14 protein-coding genes and 3 tRNA genes are annotated in these 17,898 nt (G+C 66.7%); 6 read left to right on the top strand and 11 right to left on the bottom strand.

The genetic code is table 11. The annotated features are described in order from the left end of the window. The first annotated feature begins 32 nt into the window (after positions 1 to 32). Complete coding sequence (locus tag GO591_RS01210) at positions 33 to 1,496, top strand: sensor histidine kinase (protein ID WP_157155137.1); 1,464 nt, start codon at positions 33 to 35, stop codon at positions 1,494 to 1,496. Next, complete coding sequence (locus tag GO591_RS01205) at positions 1,496 to 2,152, top strand: response regulator transcription factor (RefSeq protein ID WP_157155136.1); 657 nt, start codon at positions 1,496 to 1,498, stop codon at positions 2,150 to 2,152. Before GO591_RS01210 ends, GO591_RS01205 begins: the two co-directional genes overlap by 1 nt. 75 nt (positions 2,153 to 2,227) lie before the next feature. On the opposite strand, the gene GO591_RS01200 is transcribed toward GO591_RS01205, so the two are convergent. The 8 genes from GO591_RS01200 to GO591_RS01165 form a co-directional block, all read right to left on the bottom strand. Further along, positions 2,228 to 2,728, bottom strand: a complete 501-nt coding sequence (locus GO591_RS01200; RefSeq protein WP_157155135.1) for a hypothetical protein — start codon at positions 2,726 to 2,728, stop codon at positions 2,228 to 2,230. A 110-nt stretch (positions 2,729 to 2,838) separates the two neighbouring features. After that, complete coding sequence (locus GO591_RS01195) at positions 2,839 to 3,747, bottom strand: hypothetical protein (RefSeq protein WP_157155134.1); 909 nt, start codon at positions 3,745 to 3,747, stop codon at positions 2,839 to 2,841. Between the two features lie 270 nt (positions 3,748 to 4,017). Continuing rightward, positions 4,018 to 4,091: transfer RNA gene (locus GO591_RS01190), tRNA-Met, on the bottom strand. Between the two features lie 25 nt (positions 4,092 to 4,116). Beyond that, positions 4,117 to 4,188, bottom strand: a tRNA-Thr gene (locus tag GO591_RS01185). 84 nt (positions 4,189 to 4,272) lie between these two features. After that, positions 4,273 to 6,126, bottom strand: a complete 1,854-nt coding sequence (locus tag GO591_RS01180; RefSeq protein WP_157155133.1) for a glycoside hydrolase family 13 protein — start codon at positions 6,124 to 6,126, stop codon at positions 4,273 to 4,275. A gap of 19 nt (positions 6,127 to 6,145) precedes the next feature. Next, complete coding sequence (locus tag GO591_RS01175) at positions 6,146 to 7,042, bottom strand: sugar ABC transporter permease (protein WP_157155132.1); 897 nt, start codon at positions 7,040 to 7,042, stop codon at positions 6,146 to 6,148. Then, a complete protein-coding gene (locus tag GO591_RS01170) occupies positions 7,042 to 8,670 on the bottom strand; it encodes an ABC transporter permease subunit (RefSeq protein ID WP_157155131.1) in 1,629 nt (542 codons plus the stop codon). Before GO591_RS01170 ends, GO591_RS01175 begins: the two co-directional genes overlap by 1 nt. Before the next feature lie 73 nt (positions 8,671 to 8,743). After that, on the bottom strand, positions 8,744 to 9,970 hold the full coding sequence (locus tag GO591_RS01165; RefSeq protein ID WP_157155130.1) for a sugar ABC transporter substrate-binding protein: 1,227 nt from the start codon (positions 9,968 to 9,970) through the stop codon (positions 8,744 to 8,746). A 276-nt stretch (positions 9,971 to 10,246) separates the two neighbouring features. Here GO591_RS01165 and GO591_RS01160 point away from each other — a divergent pair, with 276 nt between their 5' ends. After that, the gene (locus tag GO591_RS01160; RefSeq protein WP_157155129.1) at positions 10,247 to 11,947 is read left to right on the top strand and encodes a glycoside hydrolase family 13 protein; all 1,701 of its coding nucleotides are present in this window, start codon (positions 10,247 to 10,249) and stop codon (positions 11,945 to 11,947) included. Between the two features lie 233 nt (positions 11,948 to 12,180). Here the strand turns inward: GO591_RS01160 and GO591_RS01155 are convergent, their stop codons facing one another. The 3 genes from GO591_RS01155 to GO591_RS01145 form a co-directional block, all read right to left on the bottom strand. Next, positions 12,181 to 13,548, bottom strand: a complete 1,368-nt coding sequence (locus GO591_RS01155) for a peptidoglycan DD-metalloendopeptidase family protein (RefSeq protein WP_157155128.1) — start codon at positions 13,546 to 13,548, stop codon at positions 12,181 to 12,183. Positions 13,549 to 13,612: 64 nt separating this feature from the next. Then, the gene (locus GO591_RS01150; protein WP_157155127.1) at positions 13,613 to 14,410 is read right to left on the bottom strand and encodes an inositol monophosphatase family protein; all 798 of its coding nucleotides are present in this window, start codon (positions 14,408 to 14,410) and stop codon (positions 13,613 to 13,615) included. Positions 14,411 to 14,501: 91 nt separating this feature from the next. Beyond that, a tRNA-Tyr gene (locus tag GO591_RS01145) sits at positions 14,502 to 14,586 on the bottom strand. A gap of 181 nt (positions 14,587 to 14,767) precedes the next feature. Here GO591_RS01145 and GO591_RS01140 point away from each other — a divergent pair. The 3 genes from GO591_RS01140 (at position 14,768) to cls (ending at position 17,862) form a co-directional block, all read left to right on the top strand. Further along, on the top strand, positions 14,768 to 15,793 hold the full coding sequence (locus tag GO591_RS01140) for a LacI family DNA-binding transcriptional regulator (protein ID WP_157155126.1): 1,026 nt from the start codon (positions 14,768 to 14,770) through the stop codon (positions 15,791 to 15,793). Between the two features lie 66 nt (positions 15,794 to 15,859). Further along, entirely contained in the window at positions 15,860 to 16,348 is a 489-nt protein-coding gene (locus GO591_RS01135; protein ID WP_157155125.1) for a YajQ family cyclic di-GMP-binding protein, read from the top strand. Positions 16,349 to 16,398: 50 nt separating this feature from the next. Continuing rightward, the gene (gene cls, locus GO591_RS01130) at positions 16,399 to 17,862 is read left to right on the top strand and encodes a cardiolipin synthase (RefSeq protein ID WP_157155124.1); all 1,464 of its coding nucleotides are present in this window, start codon (positions 16,399 to 16,401) and stop codon (positions 17,860 to 17,862) included. The last annotated feature ends 36 nt before the right edge of the window (positions 17,863 to 17,898 follow it).

Below are 17,898 nucleotides of genomic sequence, written 5' to 3'. Positions count from 1 at the left end.
CTCGCAGGTTCGTCGTGTGAGGATGTTCGGCGATGGGCGGCAGACACGGGCATGGCGGGCAACTGTCCGTCCGTGCTCGCATCATGCTGGCGATCCTGCTGGTGGCGGCGATCGGAATGGGCGCGTCTGCGGTGGCCGTGTACCTCGTCGAACGGCGATCGGCGCTGAACGAGGTCGACAGCAAATTGCTCCAAGTGGTCGAGCAACTGCAGTCGATCGCGGCAGGTGATGCGATGGCGAGACCGCCGGCATCCGTCGACGAATTCCTGAGCACCGCGATGCAGCGCATCCTGCCCGAACCGAACGAGAGCGTGCTCGGTGTGCTGAACGGCGCACCGGCGTTCGTGCCCGATGCGCAATTGCCCTTCCGTATCGATCAGGACGAGAAATTCGTCGACCTGCTCGTCACGGCAGCCGACAGCGAGTCGGTGGTGACGGGCACGTCGGTGCGCCCGATCGGGGCGGTTCGATATGTCATCGTGCCGGTCGTCGTGACCGGTGATCCGGCAGCCGGGTTCTACGTTTCGGCGTATTCGCTGGACCCGGTGCTGAAGGGCGCGACCGAGGTTCTGCGTACGTCGCTGATTGTCGCTTCGATCGCCCTGCTGATGATCGGTGTGGTCGGCTGGTTCGTCGCCGGGCGCCTGCTGCGGCCGATCCGGCTCCTGCAGGAGACGGCAGACCGGATGACGGCAGCCCAACTCGGCGAGCGCATTCCGGTGCACGGCAATGACGACGTGTCCCGCCTGACCCGCACGGTGAACGCGCTGATCGCCCGGCTGGAGCAGGCGTTCGGCGCGCAGCGGCGGCTCGTCGACGATGTCAGTCACGAACTGCGCACCCCGATCACAATCATTCGCGGCCAGCTGGAACTGCTGGATGGCAGCCGGCCGGACCGGGTGGACGCAGTGCGGGCCATGTCGCTCGACGAGCTTGATCGGATGAGTGCCCTGGTTTCTGAGCTGTCGGTCCTCGCCGAATCCGGCATGCGTGACTTCGTCGTCCCCGCCGAGACCAGCGTCGACGAGCTGCTCAGCTCACTGCTCGAGAAGGCGAAGTCGTTGTCCTCGGCGCACGTCTGGCGGATCCGATCGGACACGGATGCCGTGGTGGCACTCGACCCGACCCGCGTCGCGCAAGCACTGCTTCAGCTGGCCCAGAACGCCGTGAAGTACTCCGAGCCGGGCACGACCGTGATGCTCGGCGCCGAAACCGCCGGGGCAGGCGCGCAGCGCGAACTCCGCCTCTGGGTGCGGGACCAGGGCATCGGCGTGCCTGCTGATCAGCAGGAGCTCATCTTCGGGCGTTTCCACCGGGTCGAATCCGGTCGCGGTATCGAAGGATCCGGCCTGGGGTTGAGCATCGTCTCGGCGATCGCCGCGGCCCACGGCGGCCGGGTCAGCGTCGACTCCGAACACGGCATCGGGTCGACCTTCACCATCGTCATCCCCGCGCCAACCGAGGATGACGACAACAACGAGAGCGAGGACGGTTAGTGGCAAGCATCCTGATCGCGGAAGATGAGTCGCGCATCGCGAACTTCATCGACAGCGGGCTCACCGCCGCCGGATTTGCGGTGTCGATCGCGCACACCGGGCCGGAGGCGCTCGCTCTCGCCCGTAGCCTCGAGCACGACCTGATGATCCTCGATGTCGGCCTGCCCGGCATCGATGGGTTCACCATTCTCGACACGCTTCGCGGTGAGGGGCACACCCTGCCGATCATCATGCTGACCGCACGGGGATCGTCGGTGGACACGGTGCGCGGCCTCGAGGGCGGCGCCAACGACTACCTCGCGAAACCGTTCCGCTTCGACGAACTGCTGGCCCGGGTGCGGGTCAGGATGAAGGATGCCGCGCCCTCAGCAAGCGGGACGCTGCGCCATGGCGACCTGGAACTCGACCACCGCACCCGACGGCTGTCGGTGGCCGGTGTGATGGTCGACCTCTCCGCACGCGAGTTCAGCCTCGCGGTGGAGTTCCTTGAGCACCCCGATCAGGTGCTCAGCCGCGAGCAACTGCTCAGCCGCGTGTGGGGCGTCGACTTCGACCCGGAGTCGAACATCGTCGATGTCTACGTGCGTCACCTGCGCGCGAAGCTCGGACGCGACCGGATCCAGACGGTGCGCGGGATGGGGTACCGGCTGAAATAGGAGAAGCCCCGTCTGCACCTACCCGAAAGGCGCAAACGGGGCGGGCCGCGACCTCGAAGGGTCGGGCAGGATTCGCTAGCGGTTACCGCCGCGAACCTCGGCGGTGACATCCGCGGAAGCCTCGGTGTCGACAGTGACATCGCCGACCTCAACCTCGACGCCAACCTCAACGCCAGCCTCGGCCTCGGCGTTTACCGGCTGGTTCGCCTGGGTCTTGGCCCACTCCGAGATGGTCTCGCCGGTCTCGCTGCCCTTGTCGGACGCAATCTTGGCGACCTCACGCGGAACGACGGCGACTTCCTGGCTGCGAACGCTGCCGGTGGTCTCAGCGGCCACGGCGCCGGCTGCGGCAGCCTCGGCCTGGGCCTGGTCGGTGGTGGCCTTGGTCGCGACGTCGGCGGCGCCCTCGGCGGAAGCCGCGAGCTCGCGCTCGGCGGTGGGGACGGCGACATCCGTGATCGATACCGGCTTCTGCTCCTGCGGCGCGAGCAGGCCAGTGGCGGCGAAGGCGCTGCCGCCGACGAGGGTTGCCCCCACGACGAAGGTGGAGGCGGTCAGGACGAGGGACTTCTTCATGTTGCTCCAAACTTGCGCCGGTTCCGGCGCGCTGGACTCACCCTCCCAGCCGCTGATGACCTGAATCGGAAACGCAGATGAAAATTCGTTCATCTGGCCAACGGACCGGCTCAGGAAACGATCGCCAGCACTTCGGCGGGTACGGGCATAGCGCCCGGCCCGAACACGGTCAGTCTCTGGCACCCATCGACCTCGACCGTGATCGGCGAGCCGGTGATGGCGCTGTCGAGGAGCGGGAATAGCGTGACCACTTCCGTTGCCTGCAGCGTGCAATCAATCGGGGGCATCACGTCGATGTTGGCAGCGGCGGCGAGCACCGTGAGCGCGTCCTCGAGGCTGAGCTTGCGGCCGTCCACAAAGCGGCCCGATTCCGGCCCACCGATATGAACGGATGTGCCGGCCGCCTCGGGCGTTGGGAACAGGTGCTCCGACGCGTACCGGCACAGAAGCATGCCATCGATATGGTCGGGTGACACGAGAAGCGGCATCGGGACATCGCGCACTTCGACACCCGAGTCGCCAGGTTCGCCGCTTGGCACGGGCTTCGGCTCGCTGAGACCTCTCTCAACCAAATCGTCCTCGCGCATCAGTGACTGGCCGTCGAGATCATCCACGGCCGCTATCCGTAAGGGTGCCCACCGGGTGGGACAGCCGGCCTCAATAGCAGCCCAAGTATCAATGAGCTCGAGCGGCTGGCTGCTCCGCTCGACCACCGTCAGCGCGGCAAGCGCCATATTCACCGGGTCAACCTTGGGCTGGCCGCAGCCGTCCGAGGGGAGCGCCACCCGGATCGCCACACCGTCGAGATCGACGAGCCAGAGCTCCGGGGCCATCATCATGATGGCGGCGCACGGGCCGAGCCACCGCGCGTCATCGGGCTCGTCCAGGGCGGCGAGCAGCGGCCCGAGGTCGCCCTCGAGACGCTCGGCAGTGATCGCGGACCACCTGCCTTCGGCGTCTTCCATGCTGCCGAACTGATCGCAGCGATAGACGGCGACCGGTTCGAAGTCGCTCGGCACGCGGCCGGCTGCCGGGGCATCCGCATCGATCTGCGCGCAGTCGACGGCGGCGGCCGGCTCCGCGTCGGGCCCGCGCGAACCGGGGGAACCGCAGCCGGCGAGCAGGAGCGCGACGGCGACTACAGCAGTTGCGCGGAGAGCCACCGAGAGGCGGGTATGCATGAGGGTCACATTACTGAAGACGCGTCAGCACCGGGAAAGGTTGGGGTGATGGTTTCGAGGGTGTGTGTTTACTCGACCTCCGGGGAGGGAGACGCGGGACCTATTCGGTAGCTGGGGCGGGATTCGAACCCGCGACCTCACGATTATGAGTCGTGCGCTCTCACCAACTGAGCTACCCAGCCACGATGCGACACTCAGTGCCGATCGAGCCCCCTGTGGGAATCGGACCCACTACCTCTTCCTTACCAAGGAAGTGCTCTACCAATGAGCTAAGGGGGCGAATGTTTCCGCACGCAGAAACCGCGCCTGCCATTTGGCAACCGGACAAGAATAACACCTGCCGGAGGCCTCTTCGGACACGTCTCAGCCGAAGGCAGGCACCGCCACCCCGGACAGGCGCCAGGCAGCGAACACGGCGGCGGCGGCTGCCAGACGGAGCTGCGGGGCCGTCTCAGCCAGGATGAGCTCCCCAGGCACGGAGGTCTCGGCAAGCTCGACCAGCGGGAGGGGCTCCCCCACCACCGCTCCCGGCTCGAGCTCCACGTCGAAGCCCGCGCGCGACGCGCAGACCAGCACCGATTCGTCGGCCGACTCGCGCACGAAGACCAGCACGTCGTCCGAGACGTGCAGCCAGCGCAGTCCACCTGTGGAGAGCACCGGATGCGCGCGGCGCAGGCCGATCAGGCTCTCGTAGAGCGACAGCGTCTGCGAGACATCCGGCTCCCCCACCCGGTCCCACGGGATCGGGGTGCGCGAGTGTTCGCCGTCCACGCCGATCAGGCCGAACTCGTCGCCGGCGAAGATAACCGGGATGCCCGGCAGCGTCACCGACAGCCCGACCGCGGTCGGCACGACGCCCGGCAGCGCACTGGTGCGGAACCGGGGGGTGTCGTGGGTGTCGAGCGCGTTCATGGTGGCCAGGCGCACCCGCCACGGGAAGCCGCCGGTGAACCGGGTGTGCGCGGCATGGAACTGTCGCCCGGTGTAGGTGGGAATGACGCCCTCGGCGAAGCCGATGCCGCCGGCGGCCGGGCTGCCCGGCTCGGACAGCCAGCTCCACAGCGGCCTCGTGAAGTTCGGGTAGGTCATCGCGCCGTGCCAGGCATCGCCCTGGAAGTCGCTCGCCGCATCGTTGGTCGATTCGCCGAGCAGGATGGTGTCCGGGTTGACCTCGAGCATGGTGCGCCGGATGGTCTGCCGCACCTCGGCGTTCAGGTCTTCCGAGCCGAGGCGGCCGGTCATGTTGGCCACGTCGATCCGCCAGCCGTCGAGGTTGAACGGCGGCTGCAGCCAGCGTCCGACCACCGAGTCTGGCCCGTCAATGAAGCGGCGACGCAGCTCGCGATTCTTCCAGTTCAGCTTCGGCAGGCTGGGCACCCCGAGCCAGGACTCGTAGCTGCCATCAGGAGCGAAGTAGTAGAACTCGCGTTCCGTGCCGCCGGCCTGCGCGGCGAGGAACCACTCGTGCTGGTCACCGGAATGATTGCTGGTCAGGTCGCCGATGACCCGGATGCCGCGGGCATGAGCCGCCTCGACGAGTCGGATCAGGGCCTCATTGCCGCCGAGCAGCGGGTCGACCTCGTCGAAGGAGGCCGAGTCGTACCGGTGATTGGATGCGGCTGGGAAGAACGGGGTCAGGTACAGCAGGGTGACACCCAGCCGTGACAGGTGGTCGAGGTGCTCGGTGACGCCATCGAGGTCGCCGCCGTAGAACTGGTGCGAACGGGCCGTCGGCGATACGTCGACCGGGTCGTCCCAGGCAGCGGGGATCGCCCAGTCCGGGGTGGCGTGCGCATCGGCCGCCCCCGACCGCGCGAACCGGTCGGGGAACACCTGGTACATGACCTGCTCGGCCGCCCAGGCGGGTGCCGGCTCGTGTGCGACCAGTTTGAAGTCCTCGGCGTCGAGGGTCTCGATCTCGTGCAGCCCGGTCGCGTTCAGCCAGCGGCGGGAGCCGTCGGCGCCGACGAGGAGGAACCGGTAACCGTGGACCGGGTTCTCCACCTGCACCTCGCCCTGGAACCAGTCCCAGCCATCGGCGGAGTGCGTCCGCGCCGCCGGACTGAACCGTGGTTCGCGGTTCGGGTTCGACCGCACACTGACCCGGTCGACCGGCCCGTACGCGGTCGGCACACGCAGCCTGACCGACACCAGTTCGCCGAGTGCCGGCTGCTGCGTCGAGACGTAAAGGGCTGACCCGTCGTGGTGCGGCTGCATCCGGCTATGCTGCATCCGGCTATTTAACCGAACCGGCGGTGAGCCCGCCGACGATGTACTTCTGCAGGAACAGGAACAGGGCCATCACGGGTAGTGCGGCCATCACCGCGCCGGCAGAGAAGGCGCTCCAGTCGGCGTAGCGCGGGTTCGACACCAGCTTGGTCAGGCCAACCGCGAGCGTCTGCTGCTCGGTGTCGACGAGTAGCACGCTGGCGATGACGAACTCATTCACCGAAGAGATGAACGACAGCAGCGCCACCACCGCGAGGATCGGCGCCACCAGTCGCAGGATGATCGTGAAGAAGATCCGGGCGTGACCGGCACCATCAATCTTTGCGGCCTCGTCGATCGAGGCAGGGATGGTGTTGAAGAAGCCGTACATGAGATACGTGTTCACGCCGAGCGCTCCACCCAGGTAGACCATGATCAGGCCGACGTGGGTATTCAGCCCGATGGCCGGGAACAGGTCACCGATTGCGCTCATCAGCAGGAAGATCGCGACCACGGCAAGCAGCTGCGGGAACATCTGCACGACGACAATCGTGATCAGCCCCATCCGCCGTCCGGTGAACCGCATCCGCGAGAACGAGTACGCCGCCAGGGCGCCCAGGAACACGGTGCAGACCGCGGTGATCCCGGCGATGATCAGCGTGTTCGCGAACCAGGTGGTGAATGGCACCTGCGGGTCGCTGATGATGCGGATATAGCTGTCGAGGCCGATCTTCGAGAACAGCGCATTCGATCCGGTCAGCGTGCCGTTCGGGTTCAGCGACGACGAGACGACGAACACAATCGGGAACAGCGAGAAGATCACCACGATCACGCCGACCACATGCCGCCAGCCGGTCGTGCGGAACCAGCGGCCGAAGTTGAACGGCCGGCGCGTAGAGGCCGCGCGCCCAGTGATGGTGCTCATCAGTTCAACTCCTCGAGGGCCTTGGTCTTGCGGAACGCGATGATCGAGATCACGGCCACCACGATGAAGATGATGATCGAGTACGCACTCGCCAGCCCGTAGTCACGCGTCTGCCCGGTGAAGGCCACCTTGTAAACCATGGAGATCAGGATGTCGGTGAACCCAACGGGGATCGGGGCATCGGTGTCGCGTGGTCCACCGTCCGTCAGCATGTAGATCACGTTGAAGTTATTGAAGTTGAACGCAAAGGACGCGATCAGCAACGGCGCCACCGTGACCAGCAAGAGCGGCAGTTTGATCAATCGGAACACCGCCCATGGCTTCGCCCCGTCGACCGTGGCCGCTTCCTGGAGCTCGTCGGGTATCGACTGCAGCGCGCCGGTGCAGACCAGGAACATGTAAGGGAAGCCCAGCCACAGGTTCACGATGAGCACCGACACTTTCGCAAGCGTCGGATCGGTGAGCCACGGCACGGAGGCCCCACCGAGGAGTACTTCGTTGATGAAGCCGAAGCTCTCATTCATCATGCCCGCCCACACCAGCGCCGACAGGAACGACGGAATGGCGTAGGGCAGGATCATCAGCACCCGGTAGATCTTGCGCCCGCGCATCCGCATGTCGTTGAAGACGATGGCCAGGAACAGGCCGAGAAAGAACGTGGTCGCCACGGAAATCAGCGCGAAGGCGAAGGTCCAGAGGGTGACGTAGAGCAGAGGGCCGCCGAGGCGTTCATCGGTCACGGCGCGCACGAAGTTGTCGGCGCCGACGGTGATCTGCCAGCCGGGCATCAACTCCTCACCGTCTTCCGAGGTGAAGGCGCCCGTGCCGATGTCGGAGTAGACGGTGCCGGTCGCAACATCGGTGATCGTCGCCGCGGCCTCGTCGTATTCGAGCGTCGAAACGTAGAGGTATCCGCTCGTTCCGTCAGGCGTGCGGATCGCACCATCGTTCGGATCGTCTGAGTAGGGCACCGCGAGCGAGGTGATCTCGTCGGTGCGGCCGAGCACCTGCTGGAAGCTCAGGCTGGTCCAGCCGTCCGCTGCGACCGCCTTGCCGCCCTCCATGTCGGCACCATTGACCGGAGCGAGGGGAGCGTCGTTCATGCCGACCTGCACGTCGCCCTCGGGGTCGGTGACCAGCAGGCCGAGGGTGCCGGTGCCCGGCTGCTCGACGACGGTGACGCCGTAGGTGGGCGAATCCGGCACGCGCTCGAGCGCCGCGCTCATCAGCGCGGAGACGGCCTGCTCTTTCGTTCCGTTATGGCCGGTGCCGTAGTTGGTGAACGCGATGTAGCCGGTGTACAGCAGCACGAACACCTGGAATACAACGAGGAAGATCACGCCGGGCGTCAGGTACTTCGCCGGCAGCTTGCGCCTGGAGAAGTAGATCCAGTTGACGATCCCGGTGACCACTGCGACGAGGCCGAGGACCAGCCACTGGTCGTTCAGGAAGAGCACGAAGATCGCGTAGAGCGCCAGAGCGTCGACGATCGCGAGCAAGAGGATCTTGCCCAGAATGACCTTGATCCCGCCGGATGCCGCGTCGGCGATGCGCGCTGCTTCACGCTGGCGCTTGGTCGGCTTGCGCTCTGGCTCGGTGGCGACTTCGTCGTCGGTGATGGTGCTCATGGAGTGCCCGTTCTTCCCGCGGGAGGACTTCGGGGCGGATCGATGACCGATCCGCCCCGAAGCGTCTCAGGTGTTACTGGATCGCTGCCTGCACGTCGGCGGCGAGCTTCTGCCAGGTGGCGGCGGGGTCGGCGCCGTTGATCACCTCGGCGTGGGCGATGCCCCAGTACTGCCATACCGCGCCCATCGCGGGGATTGCCGGCATCGGAACAGCCTCGGCACCGACGGCGGCGAAGCCCTCGATGATCGGGTCGCTGGATGCGGACTCGGCTGCGGCCGACAACGCCGGAAGGACGTTGCCGCTCTCGAACAACGCGAGCTGCACGTCTTCAGTGCCCAGGTAGTTCACCAGGAAGTCGTTCGCGGCGACCTTGTTCTTCGACTCCGAGCTCACGAAGAAGCCCTTGACGCCGGCGAACGGCTGCGCAGGTTCTGCGGTCGGGCTCGGAACGGTGTCGATCGCCACGTTGATGCCAGCGTCAATAGCGGCGCCCACGTTCCACGGGCCGGTCAGCCAGAACGCCGACTTGCCGTCGATGAAGTTCTGCTTCGCGATGGCACCGTCGATGTCCGTGTTGAAGACGCCGGTGCCGTTCTTGCCCTGGCTGGCGAGCCATGCTGCGAACTGCTCGCCGCCGGCGTTGCCGATCTGCAGGTCGGTGGGGTCGTAACCCTCATCGTTGCTGCCGAACACCGGAGCGCCGAACGCGGTCTGGAACGGGTACAGGTGGTACGGGTTGCCCTCGGCACCCTGCTCAACCACGAACGGCTGGTCGAGACCGGCCGCGGTGCCCTTGGCGATCATGTCGTCGAAGCTTGTGGCTGCCTCGGGGACGAGGTCTGCGTTCCGCAGCACGGCGATGTTCTCGACCGCGTAGGGCAGCATGTAGACGGTGCCCTCATAGGTGGCGGCATCGATCGCTACCGGCAGGTAGTCAGCGGCGCTGTCACCGAGTTCGAGTGGCGCGACGACGCCGTTGGTCGACAGTTCGCCGAGCCAGTCGTGCGCACCCATCGTGATGTCCGGGCCCTTGCCGGTCGGCACCTGCTGGATGAAGTCATCCTTGATGTCGGCGTTGTCCTTCGAGACCAGCTCGACCTTGACGCCGGTCTTGTCGGTGTAGGCCGCGGCAGCGTCCTTGAGGGCGTCGACGCGCTCCGCGTCCACCCACACGGTCAGTGTGCTGGCCGTGTCATCGGATGCATTGTCGGAGGAGCCGCCGGCGCAGCCGGCGAGCAGCAGGGCAGCGCTCGTTGCGAGCGCCCCCGCGGTGAGGATGCTGCGTGAGTTCACCTTCATCGGTGTTCACCTTTCGTGTGCGGGACAACCTCGCCGCACACGCACAGCCAGCTGCGGGGAGTCGTGATTGCTCGACTCCATGAACGTGCTCGAGAGGTCGTTCTCTTGATAGGGCGCCTGCGAGTGCAAGCGCTTCCATTCATACAGGCTCAAATCAGATTTGCCAACTCTCTTTTCGGAAGCGGCCAAGCCCTTGCAACCATGCAAAGGCACGACGATCTCTCAGCCGATGTAAGCGCTTTCATCCACTGAGCGATCTGGGCTACTCTGTCGCTCATGTCCAACGACCGCGACGAAGCTTTCGCACCCACCTCTGCCGCCAGCACTCCGGGGCAGGAGTGGTGGCGCACCGCCGTCATCTATCAGATCTATCCGCGGTCATTCGCGGACGCCTCGGGCGACGGCATCGGTGACCTGCCCGGCATCACCGCACGCCTTGACTCCCTCGCAGGACTCGGCGTCGACGCCATCTGGCTGTCGCCGTTCTACACATCACCGCAGAAGGATGCCGGCTACGACGTCGCCGACTACTGCGACGTCGACCCACTGTTCGGCACCCTGGCCGACTTTGACGAAATGACAGCGAGGGCGCACGAACTCGACATCCGGGTCATCGTCGACCTGGTGCCGAACCACTCCTCGGACCAGCATCGCTGGTTCCAGGAGGCTCTCGCCGCTCCCGTCGGCTCGGCAGAGCGGGACCGGTACGTCTTCCGGGACGGCGCCGGCGCCGACGGCGAACTGCCGCCGAACAACTGGCAGTCCGTGTTCGGCGGTCCAGCCTGGACGCGAGTGCCGGACGGCCAGTGGTACCTGCACCTGTTCGACTCGTCCCAGCCCGACTTCAACTGGGACAACCGCATCGTGCGCGATGAGTTCCTCGACATCCTGCGGTTCTGGCTCGACCGCGGGGTCGACGGCTTCCGGGTCGATGTCGCCCACGGCATGATCAAGGCCGAAGGCCTGCCCGACTACACCCCGCCTGCCGAGGGCGGCAGCATGGGCGGCGGCACTGCCACGCTCGAGCCCGGCATCAGCGACGAAGCGAATGACGACCCGCCGTACTGGGCCCAGGAGGGCGTGCACGAGATCTACCGCGAATGGCGGAAGCTGCTCGACGGGTATGCCGGTGAGCGGATCCTGGCGGCTGAGGCCTGGGTCGACCCGCTGCCGAAGGTTGCCAAGTGGGTACGCCCCGACGAGATGCACCAGGCGTTCAACTTCGCCTACCTCGAGACGCCGTGGGAGGCATCCGCTCTCCGCAGTGTGATCGACAACTCGCTCGACGCATTCAGCGCGGTGGGCGCGCCCAGCACCTGGGTGCTCAGCAACCACGACGTCGTGCGTCATGCGTCGCGGCTTGCCCTGACGGCGGAGAACCTGCAGGGTCACGGCATCGGGCCGAAGACTCCCGGCCTGCCTGACCCGGTGGTCGGCCTGCGGCGCGCCCGGGCGGCGACCGCCCTCATGCTCGCGCTGCCCGGCAGCGCCTACATCTACCAGGGCGAAGAGCTCGGGCTGCCCGAGGCGATCAACCTGCCAGACGAGGTGCGGCAGGACCCGACCTGGTTCCGCACGAACGGGGAACGATACGGCCGCGACGGATGCCGTGTGCCGCTGCCGTGGGAGGCCTCCGCGCCCGCCTACGGGTTCAGCGAGACCGGCGAGAGCTGGCTGCCGCAGCCGACCGACTGGGCGACCTACGCCCGCGACCTGCAGAACGGTGTTCCCGACAGCACGCTCGAGCTGTACCGCAGCGCGCTGCACCAGCGCCGCGAGCACGGGTTGGGCCTCGGCGAAGTCGAGTGGCTGGACGGTTTCGGCCCCGACGTAGTGGTGCTCCGCACCGGCGGAGTGACCGTCGTGGCGAACACCGGTGCAGACCCGATCGCGCTGCCCGAGGGCGCCGTGTTGCTGGCGAGCTCCCCGCTCGAGGGCAACGACCTGCCCGGAGACACCACCGTCTGGCTCAGCTGACCCGCAGACTCGAAGCGCCCCGACTCGACAGAGGAGGGGCGCTTCTGCGTCTCCGCACCCCGCTGGTCGAGCCTGCCGAGACCCCGCCCTGCCGCAGACCGCGGTGTTTCACTAACCGCGCGCAGGTTCAAACATCAGCGGAGTTCCCAAACTCCGCGCACTCCCAAACGGCTGAGCCCAAACCTCGCGGTGTCACAGAACCGCAGCTTTGACGTGCGGTGAGCCCGCGGAAGTTACTCGGCGTTAGAGCGCAGCCAGGTGAACGGGTTGACGTGCAGGCCTTCGACCTCAATCTCGAAGTGCAGGTGCGCTCCCGTTGAGGCGCCGGTGTTGCCGACCTTGCCGACGAACTCGCCCGGCTCCACGACGTCGCCGGAGTTCAGCGGGCTGGCGGCCTGCATGTGCGCGTACAGGCTTGTGACCGTCTGGCCGTTGATCTCGTGCTCGATCTTGACGAAGTGGCCGAAGCCGCTGCCGTACTCGGCCTTCAGCACGGTACCGGCCGCGATCGAGGAGATCGGAGTGCCGGCGCCGGGAACGAAGTCGACGCCCTTGTGGTCGCTCGAGCAGCCGCGGCAGGGGGCAGCCCGGTCGCCATAGCCGGAGCTGATCGGCACCGAGAACGCGAACGGCCAGCGAACTGCGCCCATGCCCGTGGTGCTGAACGAGAAGTCGCGCTTTCCGTACTTCTCACGAAGGACCTGAGCGTAGGAGGTAACCGTGAACGGGTCGCGGCCCGGAGCGGCCTCCGCCGCCGCGTCGGCGGCGACGAGCTCGACGACCTGCGCCTCCGCCTGCTTCGGCGCGTCGGTTCCGAGCTCCTCGTAGCTCTCGGTGCGGAAGGCGTTTGCCGGAACGGTGGTGCCGACCAGCAGTGCGCCAGCGAAGAGGAAGGCGGCGCCCGACATGATGTGGCGCGCAACCCGGCCGGCCGATGCGGCGGTGCGGGCGGGCTTCGCCCGGCGGTTGGCCGACTCCACGGGAGCGGAAGCAGCCGCACGGCGCCCGCTCCGGCGAGGTGAGGCGGTGGCATCCGGGGCGGCGACCGTCGGAGTGACGCGGAAGGGCGAGGCCGGCTCGGCGGTGACGGGCTCAGTAGCGCTGACGGCAGGTTCGGCGACGGATGCCGCGGGCTGACGCTCTGCGGCCGGCGCAGCAGGCAGCACCGCAGTCGGCGTCTGCTCGATCACGACGGGCGTCATCCGCTCAGTTGCCGGGGGCATCTGGGCGACGACGGAACGCGCCGCGGCCCGGGTCTCGGGGATCGCGACGACCTGCGACGGAGTGATCTGCGAGGCGCTGGCAAGTCCCGCAGCAGCGGCGCGCTCACGCTCGCGCATTTCGCGGCGGGTCAGCGGCTGCGTAGCGGCGGGCAGCGGCGAGTGGGTCGCGGCGGGGGCGGCGACATCCGGTGCCTGGATCGCGATGGGAGCGGTCGACGTTGAGGGTCCGAAACCGAGGGCCGCAAGCAGCGGGTCGGTCGACCGACGGGACCCGGACAGGGCCATCTCATCGGGCTGGTCGAACTTCAGCGCACTGCTCCTCTGTGTGCGGCCGGATGCTCGGCCAAGACCTTCGGGGTTTGTTATGTCGTCGCTCATGGACCTACATAACGGATTTATAAACAGTAACGGCTGACCGGCCGTCGTGCCAGTTGAATTTTTCTTAGGCCCCGAGCGTGTCGAGGAGAGGTTGCAGAGCCGCGGCAAACTGCGGTTCCGCGGCCAGGATGAACTCGTGGCTGGCGGCCGCCCCGTTCCGTCCGGTGACCTGGGCGCCCGCCTCGGCAGCGATCAGCGCACCGGCCGCGTGATCCCACGGGTTGAGCCCGCGCTCGTAGTACGCGTTCACCCGGCCGGCCGCGACGAAGCAGAGATCGAGCGATGCCGTGCCCATCCGGCGGATGTCGCGCACCTGCGGCAGCAGCCCGGCGACGACGGCGCCCTGCTCGGCGCGACGTTCCGCGGAGTAGCCGAAGCCGGTGGCGATCAGCGCCTGCGACGGATGCACCGCAGGGGCGACCGCCAACCGGTGCGCGCCGAGGAATGCCCCCGCGCCGGCCGAAGCGGAGTACACCTCGCCGGTCGCCGGGTTGACCACGCAGCCGGCGAGCGCCCGCCAGGTGAGCGGGTCGGGGTCGCCCTCGACGACCGCGATACTCACCGCGTAGTGCGGGATCCCGTAGAGGAAGTTGACCGTGCCGTCGATCGGATCGACGACCCAGGTGAGCCCGCTGGTCCCCTGGTCGCCGCCGCCCTCCTCGCCGAGGAACCCGTCGTGGGGGCGTGCTTTGGCGATCCGCTCACGGATGAGCACCTCGGTCTCGCGGTCGGCATGGGTGACGACATCCACCGCCGACGATTTGAGGTCGGCGACCTCGACGCCCTCGGCACGGCGCAGGCTGGCGAGATCGCCTGCCTCGATCGCGATGTCACGGGCGATGGACAACAGCTCGGTGCTCATGGCTCCACTGTCTCACGCTGTCGCGGCCGCGCGGCGTCCCATCAACGTGCGACCGAACGACGAAAGGCTCCCGAATCCGGGAGCCTTTCCTTGGTGGCGAGTGAGGGATTCGAACCCCCGAATGCGATGCAGTCTGATTTACAGTCAGATCCCTTTGGCCGCTTGGGTAACTCGCCAGGTGCGCGCTCGACCAATGTAGTCATCAATCGAAGGCGCCCACCAATGATACAAGCCCGCAAGGGTGCTCAAAACCATCCCACCCCGCCGGGCTCGGGGGTCTCGACGGGCTCGACAATCGGGTGGCTCGACCAGCGGCTAGCCCCACTACTATCAGGGACACCAAGGAGGTGCGCCCGGATGCCCGGAATCAACGACGTCGCTGAACTAGCCGGTGTCTCGACAGCGACCGTGTCCCGCGCCTTGAGCGGCAACGGCCCGGTGCTGGACGCCACCCGCCAGCGAGTGCTGCGCGCTGCCGAAGAGCTGGGCTACGTCGCTTCCTCGAACGCGTCGAGCCTCGCCACCGGACGGACGAGAAACGTCGGCATCGTCATCCCGTTCCTCAACCGCTGGTTCTACAGCTCGGTACTCGAGGGCGCGGAGTCGGAGCTGCTCAGCCACGGCTACGACCTCACCCTGTACAACCTCGGCGGCGGCGCCGAAGAACGCCGCAGCGTGTTCGAGCACTTCCTGATGCGTAAGCGCGTAGATGCGGTGATCGCGGTCAGCCTCGAACTCAGCGCCGAGGAAGTCAGCCGCCTGCTCGCGATCAACAAGCCCATCGTCGGCGTCGGCGGGCCGTTGCCCGGGGTTCGCACGCTGAGTGTCGACGACGTCGAGATCGCCCGACTGGCCACCGAACACCTGATCGCGCTGGGGCACAAGAAAATCGCCCATATCGGTGGTGACAAGGAGTACGAACTCGACTTCCACCTGCCGACCAACCGCCGGGTGGGTTACGAAGCCGCGCTCGAGGCGGTCGGCCTGCCGGTGCAGCCCGAGCTGTTCCAGACCGCCGACTTCACCATCCAGGGCGGTTACCGCGCCGCGAAGCAGCTGCTCGGCAATCCGCGCAACCGGCCGACGGCGGTGTTCGCCGGCTCGGACGAGATGGCGATCGGGGCGATCCTGGCGGCGAGGGACATGGGCCTCAGCGTGCCGGATGACATCTCGATCATCGGCGTCGACGACCACGAGCTGGCCGACTTCTTCGGGCTGTCCACCGTGGCGCAGTTCCCCGCCCTGCAGGGACGCCGCGCCGTCGAACTGCTGATGGACCAGCTGCACCCGGGTAAGCGGGAGCGCGGCTCCTCGAACGAACTGCTGCCGTTCGAACTGATCGTGCGCTCGAGCACCGCGCGGCCCGACACCCGGCGGCACTGACACCCGGCGACGCAACGCCAACCGCCCCTCGGCCCTGACCCTGCCCAAACTGGCTAGGCTCGCTGCATGGCAGATTCATCATTCGACATCGTCAGCAAGGTCGACCAGATGGAGGCGGAGAACGCCGTCAACCAGGCGCAGAAGGAAATCGCGCAGCGGTATGACTTCAAGGGCGTCGGCGCATCCGTGGAGTGGAGCGGCGAGAAGCTGCTGCTCAAGGCCAGTGCCGAGGAGCGCGTGAAGGCGGTGCTCGAGGTGCTCGAGCAGAAGTGCATCAAGCGCGGCATCAGCCTGCGTTCGCTGGATGCCGGCGAGCCGTACGCGAGCGGCAAGGAGTACCGCATCGAGGTGAACCTGAAGAACGGGATCGCCTCTGATGACGCCAAGAAGATCTCGAAGATCATCCGCGATGAGGGCCCGAAGAGCGTCAAGAGCCAGATCCAGGGCGACGAGCTGCGGGTGCAGTCCAAGAGCCGCGACGATCTGCAAGCCACCATGGCGCTGCTCAAGGGCAAGGACCTGGATGTCGCGCTGCAGTTCGTGAACTTCCGCTAACCCGCCCGGTAACCGGGCTCCGGTCCCGAGAATCACTAAGATTCAGGAGTATGGAAGCCGCCTCGATCACCGTTTGGATCGGGGTGGCGCTGATCGCGATCGACCTGACCGTTCGTGTCGTCGCGCTGATCGTCGTTCCGCGGAACCGTCGGCCGCAAACCGCCACCGCGTGGCTGCTCGCGATCTTCCTGCTGCCGTTCATAGGTATCCTGCTGTTCCTGCTGATCGGCTCCACCAAGCTGCCGAGGAAGCGCCGGGAGCGCCAGGAGGCGATCAACACCTACATCCTCGAAACCACCGAGGGTATCGAGCGCCTCAGCATGGAACCGCCCTGGCCGACCTGGCTGGAACCGATCGTCGAGATGAACCGCACGCTGGGCGCGATGCCCATGGTCGGTGGCAACCGCGCGGAGCTGATTTCGGACTACGACGAATCGCTCAAGGCGATGACGGATGCCGTCGGCCGCGCCGAGCGCTACGTGCACGCCGAGTTCTACATCCTCAATCTCGACCCGACGAGCGAGCCGTTCTTCGTCGCACTGGAGGACGCGCATAAGCGCGGCGTGACCGTGCGGGTGCTGCTCGACCACGTCGCCTCGTGGCGCTACCCGGGGTACCGCAAGACGATCCGCCGGCTGAAGAAGATGGGCATCCAATGGCAGCTCATGCTGCCGGTGCAGCCGTTGAAGTGGAAGTACCAGCGGCCCGACCTGCGCAACCACCGCAAGCTGCTCGTCATCGACGGCACGCTCGCCTTCACCGGCTCGCAGAACATGATCGACTCCAGTTACAACAAGAAGAAGAACCTGCGAAGGGGCCTGCACTGGAAGGACCTGATGGTGCGGTTCGAGGGTCCGATCGTCGCGGGCATCGACGCCCTGTTCGTCACCGACTGGTACAGCGAGACCGACGAACTGTTGCTGCGCGAGACCGTTGAAGCGCGTGAGGTGCAGACATCCGTCCCCCTGGACTGCCAGGTCGTGCCGAGCGGTCCCGGCTTCGAGGGCGAGAACAACCTGCGCCTGTTCAACGCGCTGCTGTACAGCGCGCAGGAGAAGATCATCATCACCAGTCCGTACTTCGTGCCGGACGAGTCAATGCTGTACGCGATAACCACTGCCGCGCAGCGCGGCCTCGACGTGCAGCTGTTCGCGAGCGAGGTGGCCGACCAGCCCACCGTCTACCACGCGCAGCGCAGCTACTACGAGGCACTGCTGCGCGCGGGCGTGAAGATCTGGCTGTACAAGTCGCCGACCGTGCTGCACGGCAAGCACTTCACCATTGATGACGAGGTGGCGGTCGTCGGTTCAAGCAACATGGACATGCGCTCGTTCACGCTGAACCTTGAGATCTCCGTGATGGTGCGCGGCCGCGAATTCGTCGAGCGGATGCGTGAGATTGAAGAGGATTATCGGCAGAACAGCCGCGAACTCACCCTCGACGAGTGGCTGAAGCGGCCGTTCCGCACGCAGGTGCTCGACAACCTGGCGCGGCTGACGGCCGGCCTGCAGTAGCCGCTACCCGCTGATCGAGCCTGCCGAGATCTCGAC

The organism is Diaminobutyricimonas sp. LJ205 (genome assembly GCF_009755725.1).
Classification (GTDB): Bacteria; Actinomycetota; Actinomycetes; order Actinomycetales; family Microbacteriaceae; genus Ruicaihuangia.
The sequence above is the reverse complement of the archived record's forward strand: the minus strand, read 5'-3'. Positions and strand labels throughout refer to the sequence as shown.